The organism is Cupriavidus sp. a3 (assembly GCF_051015765.1).
Taxonomy (GTDB): domain Bacteria; phylum Pseudomonadota; class Gammaproteobacteria; order Burkholderiales; family Burkholderiaceae; genus Cupriavidus; species Cupriavidus oxalaticus_A.
Map to the genome: position 1 here is coordinate 336,060 of NZ_CP170643.1, position 24,450 is coordinate 360,509.

Annotated in this window: 19 protein-coding genes; 15 read left to right on the top strand and 4 right to left on the bottom strand. The window is 66.3% G+C overall.

The window, feature by feature from the left end; translation table 11 throughout:
* The first annotated feature begins 43 nt into the window (after window positions 1–43).
* Window positions 44–1,045, top strand: a complete 1,002-nt coding sequence (gene msrP, locus ACAD63_RS01585) for a protein-methionine-sulfoxide reductase catalytic subunit MsrP (protein ID WP_135706067.1) — start codon at window positions 44–46, stop codon at window positions 1,043–1,045.
* On the top strand, window positions 1,045–1,734 hold the full coding sequence (msrQ, locus tag ACAD63_RS01590) for a protein-methionine-sulfoxide reductase heme-binding subunit MsrQ (RefSeq protein ID WP_434033340.1): 690 nt from the start codon (window positions 1,045–1,047) through the stop codon (window positions 1,732–1,734). Before msrP ends, msrQ begins: the two co-directional genes overlap by 1 nt.
* 48 nt (window positions 1,735–1,782) lie before the next feature.
* Here the strand turns inward: msrQ and lysA are convergent, their stop codons facing one another.
* Window positions 1,783–3,042 (bottom strand): diaminopimelate decarboxylase, encoded by a 1,260-nt coding sequence (gene lysA, locus ACAD63_RS01595; RefSeq protein WP_135706066.1) that lies wholly within the window; start codon window positions 3,040–3,042, stop codon window positions 1,783–1,785.
* A gap of 2 nt (window positions 3,043–3,044) precedes the next feature.
* Window positions 3,045–3,272, bottom strand: coding sequence for a hypothetical protein (locus tag ACAD63_RS01600; protein WP_434033341.1), 228 nt, complete (start codon window positions 3,270–3,272; stop codon window positions 3,045–3,047).
* Between the two features lie 166 nt (window positions 3,273–3,438).
* On the opposite strand from ACAD63_RS01600, the gene cyaY reads away from it, so the two are divergent.
* Window positions 3,439–3,774 carry an iron donor protein CyaY gene (cyaY, locus tag ACAD63_RS01605; RefSeq protein ID WP_135706065.1) on the top strand — a complete coding sequence of 112 codons (336 nt, stop codon included), beginning with the start codon at window positions 3,439–3,441 and terminating at the stop codon, window positions 3,772–3,774.
* A 75-nt stretch (window positions 3,775–3,849) separates the two neighbouring features.
* Here the strand turns inward: cyaY and ACAD63_RS01610 are convergent, their stop codons facing one another.
* A complete protein-coding gene (locus ACAD63_RS01610; RefSeq protein WP_167884601.1) occupies window positions 3,850–6,222 on the bottom strand; it encodes a penicillin-binding protein 1A in 2,373 nt (790 codons plus the stop codon).
* A gap of 379 nt (window positions 6,223–6,601) precedes the next feature.
* On the opposite strand from ACAD63_RS01610, the gene pilM reads away from it, so the two are divergent.
* The 11 genes from pilM to ACAD63_RS01665 all read left to right on the top strand — a co-directional run bounded on the left by pilM (window position 6,602) and on the right by ACAD63_RS01665 (window position 22,414).
* Window positions 6,602–7,672 carry a type IV pilus assembly protein PilM gene (pilM, locus tag ACAD63_RS01615; protein ID WP_195431139.1) on the top strand — a complete coding sequence of 357 codons (1,071 nt, stop codon included), beginning with the start codon at window positions 6,602–6,604 and terminating at the stop codon, window positions 7,670–7,672.
* Window positions 7,673–7,690: 18 nt separating this feature from the next.
* Window positions 7,691–8,374 (top strand): PilN domain-containing protein, encoded by a 684-nt coding sequence (locus tag ACAD63_RS01620; protein ID WP_133093446.1) that lies wholly within the window; start codon window positions 7,691–7,693, stop codon window positions 8,372–8,374.
* A gap of 2 nt (window positions 8,375–8,376) precedes the next feature.
* Window positions 8,377–9,048 (top strand): type 4a pilus biogenesis protein PilO, encoded by a 672-nt coding sequence (locus ACAD63_RS01625; protein WP_135706064.1) that lies wholly within the window; start codon window positions 8,377–8,379, stop codon window positions 9,046–9,048.
* The gene (locus ACAD63_RS01630; RefSeq protein WP_434033342.1) at window positions 9,045–9,623 is read left to right on the top strand and encodes a pilus assembly protein PilP; all 579 of its coding nucleotides are present in this window, start codon (window positions 9,045–9,047) and stop codon (window positions 9,621–9,623) included. The genes ACAD63_RS01625 and ACAD63_RS01630 overlap by 4 nt, the downstream gene beginning before the upstream one ends.
* The gene (pilQ, locus tag ACAD63_RS01635; protein ID WP_135706063.1) at window positions 9,620–11,749 is read left to right on the top strand and encodes a type IV pilus secretin PilQ; all 2,130 of its coding nucleotides are present in this window, start codon (window positions 9,620–9,622) and stop codon (window positions 11,747–11,749) included. Before ACAD63_RS01630 ends, pilQ begins: the two co-directional genes overlap by 4 nt.
* A gap of 352 nt (window positions 11,750–12,101) precedes the next feature.
* On the top strand, window positions 12,102–12,635 hold the full coding sequence (locus ACAD63_RS01640; RefSeq protein WP_133093536.1) for a shikimate kinase: 534 nt from the start codon (window positions 12,102–12,104) through the stop codon (window positions 12,633–12,635).
* Window positions 12,632–13,738, top strand: coding sequence for a 3-dehydroquinate synthase (gene aroB / locus ACAD63_RS01645; protein WP_434033343.1), 1,107 nt, complete (start codon window positions 12,632–12,634; stop codon window positions 13,736–13,738). Before ACAD63_RS01640 ends, aroB begins: the two co-directional genes overlap by 4 nt.
* Window positions 13,739–13,795: 57 nt before the next feature.
* Entirely contained in the window at window positions 13,796–14,932 is a 1,137-nt protein-coding gene (locus ACAD63_RS01650; RefSeq protein ID WP_063241249.1) for a deoxyguanosinetriphosphate triphosphohydrolase, read from the top strand.
* Window positions 14,933–15,016: 84 nt separating this feature from the next.
* Window positions 15,017–15,742, top strand: coding sequence for a transposase (locus ACAD63_RS01655; RefSeq protein ID WP_434033344.1), 726 nt, complete (start codon window positions 15,017–15,019; stop codon window positions 15,740–15,742).
* Between the two features lie 287 nt (window positions 15,743–16,029).
* Entirely contained in the window at window positions 16,030–20,835 is a 4,806-nt protein-coding gene (locus ACAD63_RS01660; RefSeq protein WP_434033345.1) for a glutamate synthase-related protein, read from the top strand.
* Window positions 20,836–20,950: 115 nt separating this feature from the next.
* Window positions 20,951–22,414, top strand: a complete 1,464-nt coding sequence (locus tag ACAD63_RS01665) for a glutamate synthase subunit beta (protein ID WP_133093451.1) — start codon at window positions 20,951–20,953, stop codon at window positions 22,412–22,414.
* Window positions 22,415–22,499: 85 nt separating this feature from the next.
* Here ACAD63_RS01665 and ACAD63_RS01670 read toward each other — a convergent pair whose 3' ends face one another.
* On the bottom strand, window positions 22,500–23,039 hold the full coding sequence (locus ACAD63_RS01670) for a GNAT family N-acetyltransferase (RefSeq protein ID WP_135706060.1): 540 nt from the start codon (window positions 23,037–23,039) through the stop codon (window positions 22,500–22,502).
* 250 nt (window positions 23,040–23,289) lie between these two features.
* Between ACAD63_RS01670 and ACAD63_RS01675 the strand changes: the two genes are divergently transcribed.
* Complete coding sequence (locus tag ACAD63_RS01675; protein ID WP_135706059.1) at window positions 23,290–24,378, top strand: Bug family tripartite tricarboxylate transporter substrate binding protein; 1,089 nt, start codon at window positions 23,290–23,292, stop codon at window positions 24,376–24,378.
* Window positions 24,379–24,450: the final 72 nt, after the last annotated feature.

A 24,450-nucleotide genomic window follows, 5' to 3' on the forward strand; every position in this document is an offset into this window, starting at 1 on the left:
GCACTGAGTCCAACCCTGCAAGCGCCAGGCAACGAGGAAAACCATGTTGATTCCTTCCCCCAAATGGCTCCGCGGCGGCGATATCGCCGCCGACGAGATCACCCCCCGCGATGTCTTCGAGTCGCGCCGCCGCATGCTCGCGCTGGCCGCTGCAGGTGCCGCCGGCGCCACGCTGGCGCCATGGTTTGCCCGCAACGCCTGGGCGCAGGGACAGCACGGCCCGAAGCTGGCGGCCACGCCCAACAACGCCTACGTCGTGACCGAGAAGCGGACGCCCTACGAGGACGTGACCAACTACAACAACTTCTACGAGTTCGGCACCGACAAGTCCGACCCGGCCCGCAACGCCGGCACGCTGCGCCCGCGCCCGTGGCAGGTGTCGGTGGAAGGGCTGGTGAAGAAGCCCAAGGTCTACGATCTCGATGAGCTGATGAAAGTCGCGGCGATGGAGGAGCGTGTCTACCGCCTGCGCTGCGTCGAAGGATGGTCGATGGTGATCCCCTGGATCGGCTATCCGCTGGCCGAGCTGATCAAGCGCGTCGAGCCGCAACCCGGCGCGAAATACGTGCAGTTCATCACGCTCGCCGACAAGAAGCAGATGCCCGGCGTCAGCAGCAGCGTGCTCGACTGGCCCTACAGCGAAGGCCTGCGCATGGACGAGGCGATGCACCCGCTGGCGCTGCTGACCTTCGGCCTGTACGGCGAGGTGCTGCCCAACCAGAACGGCGCGCCGGTGCGCATGGTGGTGCCGTGGAAATACGGCTTCAAGAGCGCCAAGTCGATCGTGAAGATCCGCTTTGTCGACAAGCAGCCGCCCACCAGCTGGAACCTGGCGGCGCCGCAGGAATACGGCTTCTATTCCAATGTGAACCCCGACGTCGACCACCCGCGCTGGAGCCAGGCGACCGAGCGCCGCATCGGCGAGGACCGCGGCGGCGGTTTCGGCGCGCTGTTCGCGCCCAAGCGCAAGACGCTGCCGTTCAACGGCTACGGCCAGCAGGTGGCATCGCTGTACCAGGGCATGGACCTGAAGAAGAACTTCTGATGCCGGGTGAACGCATGGCCTCCACTTCCAACGCAGTGACCGCCGCGGGCGGCGTGGCGCGCAAGCCGGCCGGCCTGGCTGCCTTGTCGCCGCAGCGCGTGCGCGCCATCAAGATCGTACTGTGGCTGCTGGCCCTGTTGCCGTTCATCCGCCTGCTTTACCTGGGCGTAACCGGGCAATATGGCGCCAACCCGCTGGAATTCGTCACCCGTTCCACCGGCACCTGGACCCTGGTGATGCTGTGCCTGACGCTGGCGATCACGCCGCTGCGCCGGCTGACCGGCTGGAACTGGCTGATCAGGCTGCGCCGCATGCTGGGTTTGTTTGCGTTCTTCTATGGGGTGCAGCACTTCCTGCTGTGGATCGGCGTGGATCGCGGCTTCGACCTGGCCTACATGATCAAGGACGTGTACAAGCGCCCCTTCATTACGGTGGGGTTCACGGCCTTCATGCTGATGGTGCCGCTGGCGTTGACGTCGACCAACGGCATGGTGCGCCGCCTGGGCGGCAAGCGCTGGCAGGCGCTGCACAGGCTGGTCTATGCGACCGCCGTGCTGGCGATCCTGCACTACTGGTGGCACAAGGCGGGCAAGAACGACTTCGGCGAAGTCTCCATCTATGCCGCGGTGATGTTCGTGCTGCTGGGGATGCGGGTCTGGTGGTGGGCGCGCAAGGGCAGGGCTGCCTGATGAACTGCAGCGCCGCAGCCGGCCCCATAGCCGGCTGCGCTGCGCAGATCAGTCCTGCAGCAGGCGCTCGTCGCGGAACAGGTCTTCGACCAGTTCGCGCTCGCGCACCAGGTGCACGCGGGCGCCGTCCACCATCACTTCGGCGGCGCGCGGGCGGGTGTTGTAGTTCGAGCTCATGGTGAAGCCGTACGCGCCCGCGGACATGACCGCCAGCAGGTCGCCCGGCTGCACCGACAGCGCGCGGTCGCGGCCAAGCCAGTCGCCCGACTCGCACACCGGCCCGACGATGTCGTAGGTCACCATCGCAGCGTCGCGCAGCGCGACCGGCTCGATGCGGTGGTACGCCTCGTACATCGCGGGGCGGGCCAGGTCGTTCATCGCCGCATCGACGATGCAGAAGTTCTTGGCTTCGCCGGGCTTGAGGAATTCCACCTGCGTCAGCAGCACGCCGGCATTGCCCACCAGCGAACGGCCCGGCTCGAACAGCACCTCGCGGTGGCCGTGGCCTCGCGCGGCCACGCGTTCCAGCAGCGTGGTGGCAAAGCCGGTGATGTCGGGCGGGGTCTCGTCGGTATAGGTGATGCCGAGGCCGCCGCCCACGTCGATGTGCTCGAGGTTGATACCCTCGCGCTCGAGCGCCTCGACCACGTCCAGCACCTTGTCCAGCGCTTCCAGGTAGGGCTCGACCTCGGTGATCTGCGAGCCGATATGGCAGTCGATGCCGGTCACTTCCAGGTGCGGCAGCGCGGCCGCGGCGCGGTAGGTCGGCAGCACGTCCTCGAAGGCGATGCCGAACTTGTTACCCTTCAGGCCGGTGGAAATATACGGATGGGTCTTGGCGTCGACATCCGGGTTGATGCGCAGCGACACCCGGGCGCGCTTGCCGATACGGCCGGCAACCTCGTTCAGGCGGTCCAGCTCGGGGATCGACTCGACATTGAAGCAGCGTACGTCGTGCGCCAGCGCCAGTTCCATCTCCGCCGCGCTTTTGCCCACGCCCGAGAACACCACCTTGCGTGCGTCGCCGCCGGCGGCCAGCACGCGCTTGAGTTCGCCGCCCGAGACGATGTCGAACCCCGCCCCCAGCCTGGCGAACACCTGCAGCACGGCCAGGTTGGAGTTGGCCTTCATGGCGTACTGGACCTGCGCCTTGCGGCCCTGGCAGGCGGCGGCGTAGGCCTGGTACGCGGCGGTCAGCGCCGCGCGTGAATAGACATAGGTGGGCGTGCCGAATTCAGCGGCGATCTGCGCCAGCGGCACCTGCTCGACGGCAAGCGCACCGTCCTGGCGATGGAAAAAAGCGGTCATGGTTATCGGGTAGTGGGGGCGGCGGGCGACGATGCCGGCTGGCTGGCCGGAGCCGCCGCCGGAAGGGGCACCACATCGGTACGGCCCAGGCCGGGATCGCCTACGGTGGGCGCGGTCGGCTCGGGCGGTACCTTGGGCATGGTCAGCGGCCCGCGGATGCCGCATCCGCCCAGCAGGGGCATCGCAAGGGTGGCGGCAAACGCCGATACAATCGCAACACGACGCAGCATCGGTTGTCCCATCGGTCGTCCTTTAGGCTGTTGGCATGACGTTGGCGGGGTCCGGCGCGGCCGGATCGCCGAGGCGCTGCGCAACATGAATTCTCAACAAAAAAGCCGTTCGCGCCACGTACGCCCGGTCCGGGCAGCGGCGGCAACGGCGGTCTCGGAGTTTAGCATGCCCCCCTTGAGCGAAAGCGAGTTCCTGGCCCTGGCCACCGAGGAACTGGACCGCATCGAAGCCGCGGTCGAAGCGGCCGCCGACGCGGCCGATGCCGATGTGGAAATCAGCCGCACCGGCAACGTGATGGAACTGGAGTTCGAGAACGGCTCCAAGATCATCATCAACAGCCAGGCGCCGATGCAGGAACTGTGGGTGGCGGCGCGCTCCGGCGGCTTCCACTTCCGCCGCGACGGCGAGCGCTGGGTCGACACGCGCAATGGCGGCGAACTGTACGCGGCGCTGTCGGGCTATGTGAGCGAGCAGGCCGGCGCCATCCTCAAGCTGGGCTGAAGCAAAGCACGCGTTGCGCAAAGAAAAAGCCGGCCATGGCCGGCTTTTCTGCATTCTGGCGATACTGCGGAGCAATCAGGCGCCGCCGAACATTTCCAGGATCTTCTTCTTCTCCTGCTCGGTATCCGGCGCCGGTGCCGTCGAGGATTCGTCCGGCTTGCCCGGCCACGGGTCGCCCAGGCCGACCGAGGCCACGCCGGCTCCGCCCGCGTTCTCCTCAAAGGTCCAGTCGCCGCCCACCATCAGCACGCCTTCGGGCGCCGGCCGCTCCGGCGACTCGGGCACGCCCTTGAGCGCCTTGCTCATGTAGCCGACCCAGATCGGCAGCGCCAGCCCGCCACCGGTCTCGCGCACGCCCAGGCTCTTGGGCTGGTCGTAGCCCATCCAGGCAATCGCCACCAGGTTAGGCGTGTAGCCGGCGAACCAGGCATCGACCGCATCGTTGGTGGTACCGGTCTTGCCGGCCAGGTCGTTGCGGCCCAGGCGCTGCTTGGCGCTGTTGGCGGTGCCAAAGCGGACCACGTCGCGCAGCATGGTGTCGGCGATAAACGCGGTGCGTGCGTCGAGCACGCGCACGGCATCGGTGCCGGCGCGTTGCGGATGGGTTTCGGAGATCACGTTGCCGCGCGCGTCCACAACCTTCTGGATCAGGTAAGGGTTGACGCGGTAGCCGCCGTTGGCAAACACCGAGTATGCGCCCGCCATCTGCAGCGGCGTCACGGCGCCGGAGCCCAGCGCCATCGGCAGATAGGCGGGATGCTTGTCGGCCTCGAAGCCGAAGCGGGTGATGTAGTCCTGCGCATACTGCGTGCCGATCGCGCGCAGGATCCGCACCGAAACCAGGTTCTTGGATTTGGCCAGCGCGCGGCGCATGGTCATCGGGCCTTCGAAGCGGCCGTCGTAGTTCTTCGGCTCCCACACCTGCCCGCCGGTATCGGGACCGATCGTCAGCGGCGCGTCGTTGATCACCGTGGCCGGCGAGAAGCCCTTCTCCAGCGCCGCCGAATAGATGAACGGCTTGAAGCTCGAACCCGGCTGGCGCCAGGCCTGCGTCACGTGGTTGAACTTGTTGCGGTTGAAGTCGAAGCCGCCCACCATGGAGCGGATCTCGCCGTCCTGCGGGTTCAGCGACACGAACGCGGCGGCTACTTCCGGCAGCTGCGTGACCGACCAGTTGCCCTTGTCATCCTGCGTCACGCGGATGATCGCGCCGGGGCGCATCTTCATCTTGGGCTGCGCGTTCGCCGACATAGACGGCGAGATAAAGCGCAGCGCCGAGCCTTCGATGGTCGCCACCTCGCCCGACAGCAGCGTGGCCTTGACCTGCTTGGATGACACGCTGGTGACCACGGCCGAGCGCAGGTCGCCGCTGCCCGGGTGCTCGACCAGCGCATCGTCGATCGCCTGCTCGCGCTCGGCCGGATCGGAAGGCAGGTCGACAAAGGCCTCGGGGCCGCGGTAGCCGTGCTTGCGCTCGTAGTTCATGATGCCGGTGCGCACGGCTTCGTACGCGGCATCCTGGTCGGGCTTGGTCAGCGTGGTGTAGACGGTCAGGCCACGCGTGTAGGTTTCTTCACGGTACTGCGCGTACATCAGCTGGCGCACGATTTCGGCGACGTACTCGGCATGGGTCGAGAACTCGTTGCCCTCGGTGCGCACCTTCAGTTCCTCGCGCACCGCCGCGTCGTATTGCTCGGGGCTGATGTAGCGCAGGTCGCGCATGCGCTGCAGGATGTATTCCTGGCGCACCTTGGCGCGGCGGGGGTTGACCACCGGGTTGTACGCCGACGGCGCCTTGGGCAGGCCGGCCAGCATCGCGGCCTCGGCCGGCGTCACGTCGCGCACCGACTTGCCGAAGTACACGCGCGCGGCGCTGTCGAAGCCGTATGCGCGCTGGCCCAGGTAGATCTGGTTCATGTACAGCTCGAGGATCTGGTCCTTGTTCAGGTTGGCCTCGATCTTGTACGCCAGCAGCATTTCGTAGATCTTGCGGGTGTAGGTCTTCTCGCTCGACAGGAAGAAGTTGCGCGCCACCTGCATGGTGATGGTCGACGCACCTTGCGACAGGCCCCCGCGCAGGTTGGCCAGTCCCGCGCGCATCACGCCGACGAAGTCGACGCCGCCGTGTTCGTAGAAGCGGTCGTCCTCGATCGCCAGGACGGCCTTTTTCATCACGTCGGGGATTTCGGCGATCGGCACGAAGTTGCGGCGCTCTTCGCCGAACTCGCCGATCAGCACATTGTCCGCCGTGTAGATCCGCAGCGGGATCTTGGGCCGGTAGTCGGTGATGGTGTCCAGCGAGGGCAGGTTGGGCGCGGCCACCAGCAGCGCATAGCCGAGCAGCAGCGCGATCATGACGGCACCGGCAACAACCAGCCCCACCGCCCAGAACATGAAGCGCGCCCAGATCGGGCGGCGGGCAGGATGCTTCTGTTGTGCTGTGGCCATAAGGAAAATACCTAGTCAGGGGTGCCGGGCATTATATCTTCCGGCATCGGGCGTGCCGGGCGCGCAGTGCCCCGCGCGTCGCTACAGTGCTGTTACAAGATGTAAGACAGCGGAAGGCGGCATGCAGGGCGAAGTTACATGCAGCAAGCTTAGGCGGAAGGGAACCCGACGACCGTGGGGTTTTGACAACGGATTGGCGAGAGCCGTCTGAAAAAGGAATCGTGGTCAGACCGGCACATTGCCACCGGTGCCGGTTTTTGTGAGAATCGGCCAACATATAAGAGCAAGTGTTTCGGTCAAGAAACAAGGCTCGCCCGATTAGAGCGTACAAGCCGTGGGCGAGTTCAAAGTCAGGGGGGTCACCTTGCGACGGGGCATTTTGTCGGGGCTTCTGCGCCGGACTACGGTCGGCGTGGATATCGGGTCTTCCAGTATCAAGGTAGTCGAGTTGTCCGTCGGTGGCGGCAAGCACGACTATCGGCTGGAAAAGTGCGCCAGCGAACTGCTGGACCGCAATGCCGTTGCCGATGGCAACGTCATCAACATTGAAGCCGTCGGGATCGCGCTCAGGCGTGCGCTCGGCAAGGCCGGCATCCGCTCGAAAGACGTGGTGCTGGGCGTGCCGTCCATGCTGACCGAGTCGCAGACCGTCAGCCTGCCGGACAACCTGTCCGAGGACGAACTGTATTCGCAGGTCGAGTCCGAGGCACACCGGCTCTATCCGCCATCGCAGGCGGTCAATTTCGACTTCGCCGTGATCGGCCCCAGCGAGACCGAGGGCGGCATCGGCGTGCGCGTCACCGCTGCCAACAGCGACCGCGTGCAGGAGCGCGTGACCGCTGCCGAGATGGCCGGGCTCAAGCCGCAGGTGATGGACGTCGAAGAGTACGCGGTGCAGCGCTCGATCGTGCAGATGCTGGGCGTGCCCCAGGAGATGTCCGAAGCCGATGCCCGCGCGCTGCCCGTGGTGGCGGTGGTCCACCTGGGCGGCAGCCGCTCCAAGGCGATCTTCTACCAGGGCTGGAAAGAGCTCTACGAACAGCCGCTGAACAGCTACGGCGACCAGCTCACGCAGAGCGCGGCGCGCATGTTCACGCTCGATGCGCTCAAGGCCGAGATCAAGAAGCGCAAGAACACGCTGCCCGAAGCGTGGCGCGCGCAACTGCTCAAGCCGTCGCTCGATGCGCTGGCGCTGGAAGTGCAGGCCGCGATCGGCAACTTCATCGCCAGCTCCAGCCTGGGACGCGTCGACGAGATCCTGCTGTCGGGCGGCCATGCCTCGCTGCTGGGCGTGCAGGCGGCGATCCAGCAGCAGACCAAGATCACCACCACGCTGGCGAATCCGTTCGCCAACATGGCGACCAACGCCAAGGTCAACGAGCGCTACCTGCAGCGCGACCTGCCGGCGTATATCGTCAGTGCCGGCCTGGCCCTGCGCGGCCTGCAATAACGCACCGGAGGCATTCGAATGTCCACGAACACGCTGCCTTCGGTCAACCTGCTGCCTTACCACGAAGCCCGCAAGGCGGCGCGGCGCAAGAAGGTCTATTCCCTGCTCGGCGGTGCGGCCGCGGCCGGTGCCGCCGTCGTGCTGCTGGGCGGGCTCTATATCGACGGTCGTATCGACTCCGTGGTCGCGCTGAACCAGGTGCTGAGCGCGGAGAACGCCAGGCTCGATGGCCAGATCCGCGAGGTCAACAACCTCAAGAAGGATATCGACGCGCTGCTGCAGCGCCAGAAGGCGGTGGAAAGCCTGCAGACCGAGCGCAACCGCCCGGTCCAGCTGCTGGAAGAACTGGTGCGCCAGGTGCCGGAAGGGGTCTACCTGACCAGTCTGAAGCAGGCGGGCGAGGCCTTCACCATCGCCGGCGTGGCCCAGTCCAACGAGCGCATCTCCGAACTGCTGCGCAACCTTGGCGACGTGCCGTGGCTGGACAAGGCCGAGCTGGTCGAGTCCAAGGCGGTCACGATGACCAACAACCTGCGCGAGCAGCGCCGGCTGTTCGATTTCTCGATGCGCTTCGCGTACCGCGCGCCGGAGGCGCCGGACGCCAATGGCAAGAAGGGTACGGCGGGCAATCCCGCCGGCGCACCTGCTTCAGCACCCGCTTCAGCTCCCGCACCTGCAGCCGCATCCGGAAAGGCAGCCTGACCATGGCGCTCAATACCGAAATCAACCTGGCCGACCTGACGAGCCAGTTCCGCGGGCTCAACCTCAACGAGCCGGAAACGTGGCCGGCCGCGCCGCGCGTGCTGTTCGCCGTGATGGCCGCGGCGCTGGTGCTGCTGCTCGGCTGGCAGTTCTACTGGAGCGGCAAGTTCGACGAGCTCGGCCGCCAGCGGCTGGAACAGGAAAACCTGAAGCAGGCGTACCAGACCAAGGTGGCGCAGGTGGCCAACCTCGACGCATTGCGCGAGCAGAAAAAGCAGGTCGAGCAACGCGTCGCGCTGCTGGAGCGGCAACTGCCCAACAAGACCGAGATGGACGCGCTGCTGGCCGACGTCAACCATGCCGGCGTGGCGCGCGGCCTGCAGTTCGAGCTGTTCAAGCCACAGGCGGCGGTGCTCAAGCCTTACTTTGCCGAGATCCCGGTGAACCTGCGCGTGACCGGCCGCTACCACGAGGTGGCGCAATTCAACGCCGACGTGGCCGCGCTGTCGCGGATCGTGTCGATGCAGAGCCTGCAGCTTGCCCATACCAAGGAGGGTGGACTCTCCATGGAGGCGGTCGCAATGGCGTACCGTGCGCTCGATCCTGACGAGCAGGCCGCGCAACGCAAGGCCGCCGCGGCTGCCGCCGCCGCCAAGACGGGAGGTGCCAAATGAGCCGCACCCATCGCACCCATCGCGCCCATCGTCCTGGCGGCCCGGCATGGCGGCGCCTGCAGGCATCGCCCCGCGTGATGGCGGCAGCGGCGCTGGCCGTCGGCCTGCTGGGCGCGTGTGGCGCCAGCGACGAAGACGCGCTGCGCCAGTGGATGGACGCCACGCGCAACGCCCGCGCCAAGCCGCCCGAGCCGTTGCCCGAAGCCAAGCCCTACGTGGCGCGCGAATATGCCGCGGCCAATGCGCCGGAGCCCTTCGCCCAGGCCAAGATCGGCGAACTGAACAAGACGCTGTCGGATTCGCCCGAAGCCGGGCGGCCGCGCCAGCCGCTGGAAGACTACCCCCTCGAGAATTTCAAGATGCTCGGGATGCTGAAGAAGCAGGGGGAGACCTTCGGCATCGTACGCGTCGATAACAAGATCCACCACGTAAAGGTGGGTCAGTATCTCGGCCAGAGTTACGGCCGGGTGGTCCGCATCACCGATCAGGAGATCGTGTTGCGCGAATTAGTCCGGGAGGGGGTATCCGAGTGGAAAGAGAAAATGACCAGCCTCAAGCTGGAGGTGTCGGCATGACCCCCGCGCGCTGGTATCGTGCGCTCGCGGGCGCCGCAAGCGCGACGCTCGCGCTGTTGCTGCTCAGTGCCGCACCGGCGGCACTGGCACAGAGCAACCGGATCAAGGCGGTGGACGTCAGCACGGTCGGCGAGCAGACCGTGTTCACGGTCGAACTCGAACGGCCGCTGGCGCAGAAGCCGATCGATTTCACCACCCAGAACCCGGCACGGCTCGCGATCGATTTTGCCGATACCGGCGTTGCCAACGGGCGCGCGCAGTATGACTACGGCGGCAAGCTGGTCAAGGCCGCCAACGTCCTGCAGATCGGCAACCGCACCCGCGTGATCCTCGAGCTTACCCGCAACGCCACCTATCGCACCGACCAGCGCGGCAATGTCTTCGTGGTGGCGCTGGATAATGTGGCGCCGGCGGTCAAGAACGCCGTGCCCACGTTCGCCCCGGCTGCGGCGACGACGCCTGCAGCCGCGGCGGCGCGGCCGTCGGTGCGCCATATCGACTTCCGGCGCGGCGCGGACGGGGCCGGGCGCGTGGTGGTGGACCTGTCCTCGCGCGATTCGGGCATCAATATCGCGCAGCAGGGCAAGAACGTGGTGGTCGATTTCCTCGGCACCACGCTGCCTGACCACCTGCGGCGGCGCTTCGATGTCAGCGACTTCGGCTCGCCGGTGCAGAGCATGCTTGCCTCCGACACCAACGGCAATGCGCGCCTGACCATCGAGCCGCGCGGCCACTGGGAATACAGTTCCTACCAGACCGACACGCAGTTCGTGGTCGAGGTGCGGCCCGTCAAGGAAGACCCGACCAAGCTGATCAGCGGCCCGGGCTACCGTGGCGAGCGCCTGTCGCTGAATTTCCAGAATATCGACATCCGTTCGCTGCTGCAGGTGTTCGCGGACTTCACCAACCTGAACATCATTACCAGCGAAAGCGTGCAGGGCAATATCACGCTGCGGCTGAAGGATGTGCCGTGGGACCAGGCCCTGCAGATTGTGATGGATGCCAAGGGGCTGGCGTCGCGCCGCAACGGCAATGTGCTGTGGGTGGCGCCCAAGGCTGAACTCCAGACCAAGGAAAAGCTCGAGCTCGAGTCGCAGCAGCAGATCAATGACCTCGAGCCCATCCGCAGCCAGGTGTTCCAGCTCAACTACCAGCGCGCCGAAGACGTGCGCCGGATGCTGTTGGGCATGGGTGCCGGCGGCGGCAGCGCTGTGACCCCCGTTGGGGCGGCGGGCGGCGCGGGGGCGAGTGCGCGCATGTTGTCCAAGCGCGGCTCGCTGACCGCCGATGCGCGCACCAACCAGCTGTTCGTGTCGGATATCGCCAGCAAGCTCGAAGAGGTGCAGAGCTTTATCGGCAAGATCGATATCCCGGTGCGCCAGGTCATCATCGAGGCGCGCATTGTCGAGGCCACCGATTCCTTCAGCCGCAACCTCGGCGTGAAGCTGGGCTTTGCCGGGCAGTACAACAACGCCAAGGTCGGCAACACCTATAACAACGTGCTGCCGGGCTCGACCTCGGACAACGGCCCGTTCCTGAGCCTGCCGGCCGCCTCGATCAACGGCACCAACCCGGCCAACATCGCGGTCAGCCTGTTCAACAGCGCGGCCACCCGTTTCCTGGCGCTGGAGCTGTCGGCGCTCGAGGCGGACGGCAAGGGCAAGATCATTTCCAGCCCGCGCGTGGTCACGGCCAACAACATCAAGGCGCTGATCGAGCAGGGCACCGAGCTGCCGTACCAGGCCGCCACCTCCAGCGGCGCCACCTCGGTGCAGTTCCGCAAGGCCAACCTGAAGCTGGAAGTGACGCCACAGATCACGCCTGAAGGCAATGTGCTGCTGGACGTGGACGTGAACAAGGACAGCGTCGGTATCCAGACCACGTCGGGCTTTGCCATCGACACCAAGCACGTGCAGACGCAGGTGCTGGTGGAAAACGGCGGCACCGTGGTGATCGGCGGCATCTACACGCAGACCGAGTCCAACGACACCGACAAGGTGCCGCTGCTGGGCGATATCCCGGTGCTGGGCTACCTCTTCAAGAACAACGCCAAGGTCCGCAACCGGACCGAGCTGCTGGTGTTCCTGACGCCGCGGATCCTGAACGAAAGCGTGTCGCTGCGGTGATCGCACCGGGGGTTCGACGCCGGATACAGTAGACTGGCAGGCCGCATCGACAGATGCGGCCTTTTTTGTTGCCGCCGGGCTGGACCGGTGGCCAGCCAGGCCAGGAGGAGGCCGGCATGCGCGGCAATACACGCGGGGATGTGGTCGATGCTGCATCCGGCACTTGCCGTGCGCACCACAACATAAGAAGATGATGCAGTTCCTAACCGGGGAGGGCGGCCCAGGCGCCGCGCTCCCGAACGACAGTCCCGTGACAGCTTCTGCGACAGGGTCGGCACCGCGCCCGCACCCCGATCGACAGGAATCCGACCGACCGGAATCCGATCGACCCAATCTCTTTTTCGTCGGCCTGATGGGCGCCGGCAAGACTACCGTGGGCCGCACGGTGGCGCGGCGTCTGCATTATCCGTTTTTCGATTCCGACCACGAGATCGAGGCGCACTGTGGCGTGCGCATCCCGGTGATCTTCGAGGTCGAGGGCGAAGCCGGCTTCCGCGACCGCGAGACCGCGATGATCCGCGAACTGGCCGGGCGCCAGGGCATCGTGCTGGCCACCGGCGGCGGCGCGGTGCTGCGCGCCGAAAACCGCGAGGTGCTGAAGGCCCGCGGCACCGTGGTCTACCTGCGCGCGAGCCCCCACGACCTGTGGCTGCGCACCCGCCACGACCGCAACCGCCCGCTGCTGCAGACCGAAGACCCCAAGGGCAAGCTCGAGGCGCTGTACGCCCAGCGCGACCCGCTCTACCGCGAGGTGGCGGATTTCATTATCGAAACCGGCAAGCCTTCGGTGGCGCAGCTTGCTAATATGGTGCTGATGCAACTCGAAATGGCCGGCTTCGCGATCGATCCCCCGCAACCGGCGCCGCAGGACCCCACCCATCCATGATCACGCTTGAAGTCGACCTGGGAGCGCGCAGCTACCCCATCCATATCGGTACCGGCCTGCTCGACAACGCCGAACTGCTGCGCCCGCACGTGCGCGGCCAGCACGCCGTCATCGTCACCAATGAGACCGTGGGGCCGCTCTATGCGGCGCGCGTCGAGGCCAGCCTGAAGTCGCTCGGCAAGATTGTGCGCACGGTCACGCTGCCCGACGGCGAGGCCTTCAAGCAGTGGGAAACGCTGAACCTGATCTTCGACGCGCTGCTGCAGGCCGGTGCCGACCGCAAGACCACGCTGGTCGCGCTGGGCGGCGGGGTGGTGGGCGACATGACCGGGTTTGCCGCCGCCTGCTATATGCGCGGCGTGCCGTTCATCCAGGTGCCGACCACGCTGCTGTCGCAGGTGGATTCATCGGTGGGCGGCAAGACCGGCATCAACCACCCGCTTGGCAAGAACATGATCGGCGCGTTCCACCAGCCCAACGCGGTGATCGCCGATATCGACACGCTGCGCACGCTGCCCCCGCGCGAACTGGCCGCCGGCATGGCCGAGGTGATCAAGCACGGCGCCATTGCCGACGCCGAGTACTTTGCCTGGATCGAGCGCAATATCAAGGCGCTGAACGACTGCGCCCCCGAGCTGATGGCGGTGGCGGTGCAACGTTCGTGTGAAATCAAGGCCGGCGTGGTGGCGCAGGACGAGCGCGAGGGCGGCCTGCGTGCCATCCTCAATTTCGGCCACACCTTTGGCCATGCGATCGAGGCCGGCATGGGCTACGGCGCCTGGCTGCACGGCGAGGCGGTGGGCTGCGGCATGGTGATGGCCGCAGACCTCTCGCACCGGCTGGGCTTTATCGACACCGAGACCCGCGCCCGCATCCGCGAACTGACGCTGGCAGCCAACCTGCCGGTGGTGGCGCCGGAACTGGGCACCGACCGCTATATCGAAATGATGAAGGTCGACAAGAAGGCCGAGGCCGGCAGCATCAAGTTCATCCTGCTGAAGAAGCTCGGCGAGGCGTTCATCACCACGGTGCCGGACGCCGACCTGCGTGCCACGCTGCAGCACGCGGTGCTTAAACCTCCCACCGAGGCCACGGTCGCTTGAGTGACCGGTTATGCCTCGCAACCCAGGCCCACAAACCTACAGCCAACGGATTGCCGCATGACCGACTTTGAAAGCCACCTCGCCCCGTACGCCGCCCGCTCCGCGCAGACGCGCGGGCGGGTGCACGCCGAACCTGCGTCGCAGTCGCGCAGCGAATTCCAGCGCGACCGGGACCGGGTCATCCACAGCACCGCGTTCCGGCGGCTCGAATACAAGACCCAGGTCTTCGTCAACCATGAGGGGGACCTGTTCCGCACCCGGCTAACCCATAGCCTGGAGGTGGCGCAGATTGCCCGCTCGATCGCCCGCAACCTGCGCCTCAACGAAGACCTGGTCGAAGCCATCTCGCTGGCGCACGACCTTGGCCATACCCCCTTCGGCCACGCCGGGCAGGATGCGCTCAACGCCTGCATGAAGAACCATGGCGGCTTCGAGCACAACCTGCAGAGCCTGCTGGTGGTGGATGAGCTGGAGGAGCGCTATGGCGGCTTCAATGGCCTGAACCTGACCTTCGAGACCCGCGAGGGCATCCTGAAGCACTGCTCGCGCGTCAATGCCGCGGCGCTGGGCGAGCTGGGCCGGCGCTTCCTGGAGGGCACGCAGCCGTCGCTGGAGGCGCAACTGGCCAACCTGGCGGACGAGATCGCCTACAACAACCACGATATCGACGACGGCCTGCGCTCCGGCCTGCTGACGCTGGAGCAGCTGGACGAGGTCCCGATGTGGGCGCGCCATCGCGCCGAGGTAGCCGATGCCTTCCCCGGCGTGAATGGCCGGCGCGCCATCAACGAGACGGTCCGGCGCATGATCAATACGCTGATCGTGGACCTGATCGAGACCACCAGCCGCAACATCGCCGCCGCCAACCCGCGCAATATCGACGCGGTGCGGGCCGCCGGCCCCCTGGTGGGCTTCAGTCCCCAACTCCATGAGGAAGCGGCGGCATTGAAGCGCTTCCTGTTCCGGCACCTGTACCGGCATTACCTGGTGATGCGAATGTCGGCCAAGGCCCAGCGCATCGTCGGCGACCTGTTCGGGGCCTTCATGTCCGATCCGCGCCTGCTGCCGCCCCAGTACCAGGCCGGCCACGGCGCCGACCAGCCGCGGCTGATCGCGCATTACATCGCCGGCATGACGGACCGCTATGCGATCCGCGAGCACCGGCGCATCTTCGCGGTCAGCGAGGGCAACTGATACGCAAGGAAGGGCTTGGGCACCTTCGGATAATTGGGGACGGATCAGGCTATCATGCGGGCATCGACGCTCGCATGACCTGCCATGGCCCGCCTTCCCCGTTTCTCCCCCGCCGGACTTCCCGCCCTGGTGTTGCAACGTGGCAACAATCGCCAGGACGTCTTCCTCGGCCCGGACGACTACCTGCACTACCTCGACTGCCTGCGCATGGCCGCGCGCGAGCATGACCTCGCCGTCCACGCGTACGCGCTGCGGCCCAATCATGTCCACATCGTGGCCACGCCCAAGGGGGCGGACTCGCTAAGCCTGACCATGCAGGCGGTCGGCCGCCGCTATGCACGCTACTTCAATCGCGTGGCCAACCGCACCGGCACGCTGTGGGAAGGGCGCTTCCGCTCGGCGGTATTCGAACCGGCGCCATGGATGCTGCCGGCCATGCTGTATGTCGAAGGCAATGCGCTGCGCGCGGGTGAGGTCTCGACGCCCGAGGCCGACCGCTGGAGCAGCTATCGCCATCACGCCGGCATCGAGGCAAGCCCACTTGTGAGCGATCACTCCGCGTACTGGGAGCTGGGCAATACCCCGTTTGAACGCCAGTCGAATTACCGCATGCTGACCGCCGAGGGGCTTTCCGGCCGCACGCTGCAAGCGCTCCGCAGCCATGCCCACAGCGGTTGGCCTCTTGGTGACGAGGTATTCTTGGCGCAGCTTGAGCGGGGTGCAACGCGACGCGTGCAGCCGCTCCCGAAAGGGCGCCCCAAAAAGGTGCAAGTTTCGGCGGAAAATGTGCTGCCCGCCACGCAAAAGTGATGTGTCCCCATTTAAATCAGTCACCGAAACGGTGCGATATTAAATGTGTTCTGACCCCATTTAAAATTTTTGCGAGGCTTTCAGGATTCCCATATAGTTGCTCCACCCACAGTCATTGTGCGGCGCGTCACGCTCGTGTACGCCGCTGCGGCCCGCAGACAGCTTCGTCCCCATTTTCCTACCCGCCGGATCCAGTCCAGGGTGGATCTGATTAGAAAGCGCGCGGTCCCCGTTCCGGTAGTCCAGCAGTTCGCGCAGCCTTCACCGGAATTCAGCCCGTGGACCAAATGAAGAACCTTTCGGCCCAAGCGCAGACCAGCGAGCAAATCAGCGAGTCTTCCTCCGCCCTCGACCTGCACCAACTGCGTCCGCAGGCGCAAGGCATGTACGACCCGACCAACGAGCATGACGCCTGCGGCGTCGGCATGGTCGCGCACATCAAGGGCAAGAAGTCCCACGAGATCATTTCCCAGGGCCTGAAGATCCTGGAGAACCTGGACCACCGGGGCGCGGTCGGCGCGGACGCGCTGATGGGCGACGGCGCCGGCATCCTGATCCAGATTCCGGACCAGTTCTACCGCGAAGAAATGGCAGCGCAGGGCGTGAGCCTGCCGCCCGCCGGCGAATACGGCGTGGGCATGATCTTCCTGCCGAAGGAACACGCCTCGCGCCTGGCCTGCGAGCAGGAGCTGGAGCGCACGGTCCGCCTGGAAGGCCAGGTCGTGCTGGGCTGGCGCGACGTGCCGGTAGACGCCAACATGCCGATGTCGCCGACGGTGCGCAAGACCGAGCCGGTGATCCGCCAGATCTTCATCGGTCGCGGCCGCGACATCATGACCACGGACGCGCTGGAACGTAAACTCTACGTCATCCGCAAGACCGCCAGCCACGCCATCCAGGCGCTCAAGCTCAAGCACGGCAAGGAATACTTCGTGCCGTCGATGTCGGCCCGTACCGTTGTGTACAAGGGCCTGCTGCTGGCCAACCAGGTCGGCGAGTACTACCTGGACCTGCAGGACCAGCGCGCCGTGTCGGCCCTGGCCCTGGTGCACCAGCGCTTCTCGACCAACACCTTCCCGGCCTGGGAGCTGGCCCACCCGTACCGCATGGTCGCCCACAACGGCGAAATCAACACAGTCAAGGGCAACGTCAACTGGATCAACGCGCGTACCGGCGCGATCTCGTCGCCGGTGCTGGGCGACGACCTGCCCAAGCTGTGGCCGCTGATCTACCCGGGCCAGTCCGATACGGCATCGTTCGACAACTGCCTCGAACTGCTGACGATGGCCGGCTACCCGCTCGTCCACGCGATGATGATGATGATCCCGGAAGCCTGGGAACAGCACACGCTGATGGACGACAACCGTCGCGCCTTCTACGAATACCACGCCGCCATGATGGAGCCGTGGGACGGCCCCGCCGCGATCTGCTTCACCGACGGCCGCCAGATCGGCGCGACGCTGGACCGCAACGGCCTGCGCCCGGCACGTTTCTACGTGACCGAGGACGACGTCGTGGTGCTGGCCTCGGAAGCCGGCGTGCTGCCGTTCCCCGAGTCGCGCATCGTTGAGAAGTGGCGCCTGCAGCCGGGCAAGATGTTCCTGATCGACATGGAGCAGGGCCGCATCATTGACGACAAGGAACTGAAGGACAACCTGGCCAACGCCAAGCCGTACAAGAGCTGGATCGACGCTGTCCGCATCAAGCTGGACGAAATCGACGCCAAGCCGGAAGACGTCGCTGCCGAGAAGAAGCCGGTGGCCAAGCTGCTGGACCGCCAGCAGGCCTTTGGCTACACCCAGGAAGACGTCAAGTTCCTGATGGCGCCGATGGCGCTGGCCGGCGAAGAAGCCACCGGCTCGATGGGCAACGACTCGCCGCTGGCGATCCTGTCGTCCAAGAACAAGACGCTGTACCACTACTTCAAGCAGCTGTTCGCCCAGGTCACCAACCCGCCGATCGACCCGATCCGCGAGAACATGGTGATGTCGCTGGTGTCGTTCATCGGCCCGAAGCCGAACCTGCTCGAGCTGAACAACATCAACCCGCCGATGCGCCTCGAAGTGTCCCAGCCGGTGCTGGACTTCAAGGACATCGCCAAGATCCGCAACATCGAGCACTACACCGGCGGCAAGTTCCGTTCGTACGAACTGAACATCTGCTACCCGACCGCGTGGGGCAAGGAAGGCATCGAAGCGCGCCTGGCCTCGCTGTGCGCCGAAGCCGTGGATGCGGTGCGTTCGGGCTACAACATCCTGATCGTGACCGACCGCCCGGTGGATGCCGACCACGTTGCCATCCCCGCGCTGCTGGCCACCTCCGCGATCCACCACCACCTGGTGGAGAAGGGCCTGCGCACGTCCACCGGCCTGGTGGTCGAGACCGGCACCGCGCGTGAAGTGCACCACTTCGCGCTGCTGGCCGGCTATGGCGCCGAAGCCGTGCACCCGTACCTGGCGATGGAAACCCTGGCCGACATGGCCAGCGGCCTGTCGGGCGACCTGTCGCCCGAGAAGGCGGTCAAGAACTTCGTCAAGGCGGTCGGCAAGGGCCTGTTCAAGGTGATGTCCAAGATGGGCATCTCCACCTACATGTCGTACACCGGCGCGCAGATCTTCGAAGCCATCGGTCTGTCGCGCGAGCTGGTGCAGAAGTACTTCCACGGCACGCCGTCGAACGTCGAGGGCATCGGCATCTTCGAAGTGGCCGAGGAAGCGCTGCGCCTGCACAAGGACGCCTTCGGCAACAGCCCGGTGCTGGAGAACATGCTGGACGCCGGCGGCGAGTACGCCTTCCGCATCCGCGGCGAAGAGCACATGTGGACCCCGGACTCGATCGCCAAGCTGCAGCACTCGGTGCGCGCCGACGACGGCAAGGGCGCCTACCAGACGTACAAGGAATACGCAAACATCATCAACGACCAGAGCAAGCGCCACATGACGCTGCGCGGTCTGTTCGAGTTCAAGGTCGATCCGGCCAAGGCGATTCCGCTGGAAGAAGTCGAGCCGGCCAAGGAGATCGTGCGCCGCTTTGCCACGGGCGCGATGTCGCTCGGCTCGATCTCGACCGAAGCCCACACCACGCTGGCGCTGGCGATGAACCGCATCGGCGGCAAGTCCAACACCGGCGAAGGTGGCGAGGACGAGAAGCGCTACCGCAACGAGCTGCGCGGCATCCCCATCAAGCAGGGCGATACCCTGAAGAGCGTGCTGGGCGACGGCGTGATCGAGACGGACCTGGAACTGAAGGACGGCGATTCGCTGCGCTCGAAGATCAAGCAGGTGGCGTCGGGCCGTTTCGGCGTGACCGCCGAGTACCTGGCTTCGGCCGACCAGATCCAGATCAAGATGGCGCAGGGCGCCAAGCCGGGCGAAGGCGGCCAGCTGCCGGGCCACAAGGTCTCGGACTACATCGGCAAGCTGCGTTACTCGGTGCCGGGCGTGGGCCTGATCTCGCCGCCCCCGCACCACGACATCTACTCGATCGAAGATCTGGCGCAACTGATCCACGACCTGAAGAACGTCAACCCGTCGTCGGATATCTCGGTCAAGCTGGTGTCCGAAGTGGGCGTCGGCACGGTGGCCGCGGGCGTGTCCAAGGCCAAGGCCGACCACGTCGTGATCGCCGGCCATGACGGTGGCACCGGCGCCTCGCCGTGGTCGTCGATCAAGCACGCCGGCACGCCGTGGGAGCTGGGCCTGGCCGAGACGCAGCAGACGCTGCTGCTCAACGGCCTGCGCAACCGCATCCGCGTGCAGGCCGACGGCCAGATGAAGACCGGCCGTGACGTCGTCATCGGCGCGCTGCTGGGCGCCGACGAGTTCGGCTTCGCCACGGCACCGCTGGTTGCCGAGGGCTGCATCATGATGCGCAAGTGCCACCTGAACACCTGCCCGGTGGGCGTGGCCACGCAGGATCCGCAGCTGCGCAAGAAGTTCCAGGGCAAGCCGGAACACGTGGTCAACTTCTTCTTCTTTGTTGCCGAAGAAGCCCGCGAGATCATGGCCCAGCTGGGCATCCGCACCTTCGACGAGCTGATCGGCCGCGCCGACCTGCTCGACACCAAGGCTGGCATCGAGCACTGGAAGGCGCGCGGCCTGGACTTCAGCCGCATCTTCCACCAGGTGTCGCTGGGCGCGGACGTGCCGCTGTACCACACCGACGTGCAGGACCACGGCCTGTCGGCCGAAGCCGGCAAGGCGCTGGACCACGTGCTGATCGCCAAGGCCCGTCCGGCGATCGAGAAGGGCGAGCGCGTGTCGTTCATCCAGCCGGTCAAGAACGTCAACCGTACGGTGGGCGCGATGCTGTCCGGCGTGGTCGCCAAGCAGCATGGCCACGAAGGCCTGCCCGATGACACCATCCACATCCAGCTGCAAGGCACCGCCGGCCAGTCGTTCGGCGCGTTCCTGGCGCACGGCATCACGCTGGACCTGGTGGGTGACGGCAACGACTACGTCGGCAAGGGCCTGTCGGGCGGCCGCGTGATCGTGCGCGCTCCGCACGAGTTCCGCGGCGACCCGACCCGCAACATCATCGTCGGCAACACCGTGCTGTACGGTGCCATCGCCGGTGAAGCGTTCTTCAACGGCGTGGCCGGCGAGCGCTTCGCGGTGCGTAACTCGGGTGCGGTGGCAGTGGTGGAAGGCACCGGCGACCACGGTTGCGAGTACATGACCGGCGGCACGGTGGTGGTGCTGGGCGGCACGGGCCGCAACTTCGCGGCCGGCATGTCGGGCGGCGTGGCCTACGTCTATGACGAGGACGGCCTGTTCGACAAGCGCTGCAACACCTCGATGGTGGCGCTGGAAGCGGTGCTGGCCTCGGCCGACCAGGAGAAGGGCCAGCCCCAGGCTTCGTGGCACAAGGTCGACGGCAAGCGCGTGCTGGATGAAGTCATCCTGCGCAACCTGATCGAGCAGCACTTCCGCTATACCGGTTCCGAGCGCGCCAAGGCGCTGCTGGCTGACTGGACCACGGCACGCCGCAAGTTCGTCAAGGTCTTCCCGACCGAGTACAAGCGCGCGCTGGGCGAGATGTACGTCAAGGAACAGGCCGCCCGCGACAGCGACCGCGAAGCCATCGCGGCCTGAGCGCAGAACCAAGCAGCGATGGGCCGCGGCAGCCGCCGCGGCCCTGACAAGATACTGACCCCACCGCAGGCCCGGCGAAGCCGCCGGTCCCGCGCAGCATGACCAAGGACGCAACATGGGTAAGGCGACTGGCTTTCTCGAATTTCCGCGCCAGAATGAGGGCTACGAACCGGTAGTCAAGCGCGTGAAGCACTACAAGGAATTCGTGTTCGCGCTGTCCGACAGCGAAGCGAAGATCCAGGGTGCGCGCTGCATGGACTGCGGCATCCCGTTCTGCAACAACGGCTGCCCGGTCAACAACATCATTCCCGACTTCAACGACCTGGTGTACCGCCAGGACTGGAAGTCGGCGATCGAGGTCTTGCACCAGACCAACAACTTCCCCGAGTTCACCGGCCGCATCTGCCCGGCACCGTGCGAGGCCGCGTGCACGCTGGGCATCAACGAGCTGCCCGTGGGCATCAAGTCGATCGAGCACGCCATCATCGACAAGGCCTGGGAAGAAGGCTGGGTTGCACCGCAACTGCCGCGCCACAAGACCGGCAAGACCGTCGCCGTGGTCGGCTCCGGCCCCGCCGGCATGGCTGCCGCGCAGCAGCTGGCACGCGCCGGCCATGACGTAACCGTGTTCGAGAAGAACGACCGCATCGGCGGCCTGCTGCGCTACGGCATTCCCGACTTCAAGATGGAGAAGTCGCTGATCGACCGCCGCATGGAACAGATGCAGGCAGAAGGCGTGACCTTCCGCGCCGGCGTGATGGTGACTGATGGCGAACTGCCGGCCGGCATCAAGAACTACGCGCGTGAAACCATCTCGGCCCAGGCCCTGATGGACCAGTTCGACGCCGTGGTGCTGGCGGGCGGCGCGGAAGTGCCGCGCGACCTGCCGGTGCCGGGCCGCGACCTGGACGGCATTCACTTCGCGCTGGAAATGCTGATCCCGCAGAACAAGGAAGTGGCTGGCGATGGCGCCAACGACATCCGCGCCGAAGGCAAGAACGTGATCGTGATCGGTGGCGGCGATACCGGCTCCGACTGCGTGGGCACGTCCAACCGCCACGGCGCCACCTCGGTGACCCAGTTTGAGCTGCTGCCGCAGCCGCCGGAAGAAGAGAACAAGCCGCTGGTGTGGCCGTACTGGCCGATCAAGCTGCGCACCTCGTCGTCGCACGACGAAGGCTGCGAACGCGACTGGTCGGTCGCCACCAAGGAATTCATCGGCGAGAACGGCAAGGTCACCGCGCTGAAGGCCTGCCGCGTCGAGTGGAAGGATGGCCGCATGCAGGAAGTGGAAGGCAGCGAGTTCATCCTGCCGGCCGACCTGGTGCTGCTGGCGATGGGCTTCACCAACCCGGTGGGCTCGATGCTGGAAGCCTTCGGCGTCGACACCGATGCGCGCAAGAACGCCAAGGCCGCCACCGAGGGCGAGCGTGCTTACCACACCAACGTGCCCAAGGTGTTCGCCGCCGGCGACGTGCGCCGTGGCCAGTCGCTGGTGGTGTGGGCCATCCGCGAAGGCCGCCAGGCCGCGCGTTCGGTCGATGCATTCCTGATGGGGCATACCGACCTGCCGCGCTGATCCACAGCTCATTGCCGCAACAAAAAGCCCGCCTGGCGCAAGCCGGCGGGCTTTTTTCGTTGTGGACTCGGCGCCGCGGCGGGCCTCAGCCGGCCAGCGCCTTTTCCATCAGGACCGCGGCGGCGCCATAGTCCGCCAGCTTGCCAGCGTGCCGCGCCGCCGTTTCCGCCGCCGCCGGCGCGTACCCGAGCCTGCGCCACCAGGGCGCCGCCGACTGTACGGCAATCAGCCGCGAATGCTTCAGTCCGGCCGCCAGCGCAGCCGCCTGCGCTGCCGCGTACAGGCGTGGCGCCAGCCCGCCGCCGCGGCCGCCAGGCGCCACGGCCATGTCGTGGACGAACCAGGTCAGGGGCGCCGGCGTTGGCGGCTGGCGCCAGCCGCCGTCGAGCACGCCATCGAGCGGGGGCAGGCTGGTCTCGGGCCAGGCGTGGGTGAACAGGTAGGCGGCCAGCGTGCTGGGCCGGTGCGGATCGTCGGCGACCCAGCAGGTGGTGGGGGAGAGCGCCAGCCGGCTGGCCAGCGCGCCGCGGCTTTCCAGCAGCACCTCGGTATAGCAGGCGGCCTGCACGGCCAGCACGGCGGGCAGGTCGGCGGCTGTCATGCGCCGCAGGGGAAACATCGTCATCGCGCGATTATAGCCGGCGGTTCATGCCGGGCCGCGGTGCGGCAGGCACTGGGCGGTGACCTGGTCATGGCGCGTTTGGCTAGGCTGGACAAGGCCTTCAGGGTTCTCCCGGCTATGGTTTACGTGCCTGTGGCCGTCCCGGCAATGTACTTACAATTTTCAAAAAAACAACTCACGGAAACCGCCTCGCGAATCCTTTTTCCCCAGAACCAGCTCGCCGTCCCCTCAGGGGATGGGTGGGAGGAAATTGATGACCGAAGTGCGCAATATGCCGCAGCTTTGGCGAGGTAACGCAAAGTTCGCGTCGTGGCAATCCACGTGGACATTGCTCCGGCGCTGGCTCAAGCCTTTCCTGTGCCTGTATGTCCTGGGCTGTGCCACGCTCGCGCTCGCCGTACCCGCGACGCCGGTGGTAGCCGGGCCGCAGTTGGTACGCAGCATGTCGTTCCCGAACCGGCCGATGCGCCTGATCGTGCCGTTCCCGGCCGGCGGCGTGGCCGACGCGGTCGCCCGCCTGCTGGCGGAGCGCCTGTCTGAGCGGCTGGGTGTGCTGATGGAGGTCGACAACCGCCCTGGCGCAGCCGGCACTACCGCCGGCGATGTCGTCGCCAAGGCCAGCTCGGACGGCCACACGCTGCTTTTCCACCAGGCCAATATGCTGATCCAGCCGGGGCTGGAGCCGGTGCCATATGACGTGGTGCGCGATTTCACCCCGGTGGCGCGGGTCGCCACCACGCCGCTGTTCCTGGTGATCGACGCCCGGCTGCCGATGCGTACGCCGGAGCAGTGGATGACCGCGGTGAAATCCAACCCGGCTTCCTACAGCTACGGCTATGGCCAGCCGGGCAGCCCCTCCCACCTGTACGCCCAGTACGCCGTGCGCGGCATCCGCAACGGCGTGCCGCTGGTCACCGCCAAGGGCGAGGCCGCGGTGGTGCAGGAGATGCTCGCCGGCCGCATCAGCGCCTGCTTCTGTTCGTATGCCGCGGTGCAGAGCCAGGTCCGCAGTGGCGGGCTGCGGCTGATCGGCGTTACCGGCGTGGCGCGCTCGCCGCTGGCGCCGCTGGTGCCAACGCTGCAGGAGTCTGGGTTGGAAGGGTACGCGGCGGCCGCCTGGTTTGGCGTGATGGCGCCCGCCAAGACGCCGCGGGCGATCGTTGCGCGGCTGGCAATCGAACTCGACGCGGTGATGTCCGAGCGCGAGGTGCGCTCCCGGCTGCAGGCCGCCGGGCTGACGACGCTGCGCGATTCGCCGGAGGCGTTCGCCACGGCGATCCGTTCGGAATCGATCCAGTGGCAGGTGATCCTGCGGGACGTCAGCCAGGTGCAGGAACCTTAAAGCGAGAATTTTCGCTCACAGAATCAGACCCTTTCCTATTGCATCGGTCGGCAGCGATGTGGTGCCCGGCAC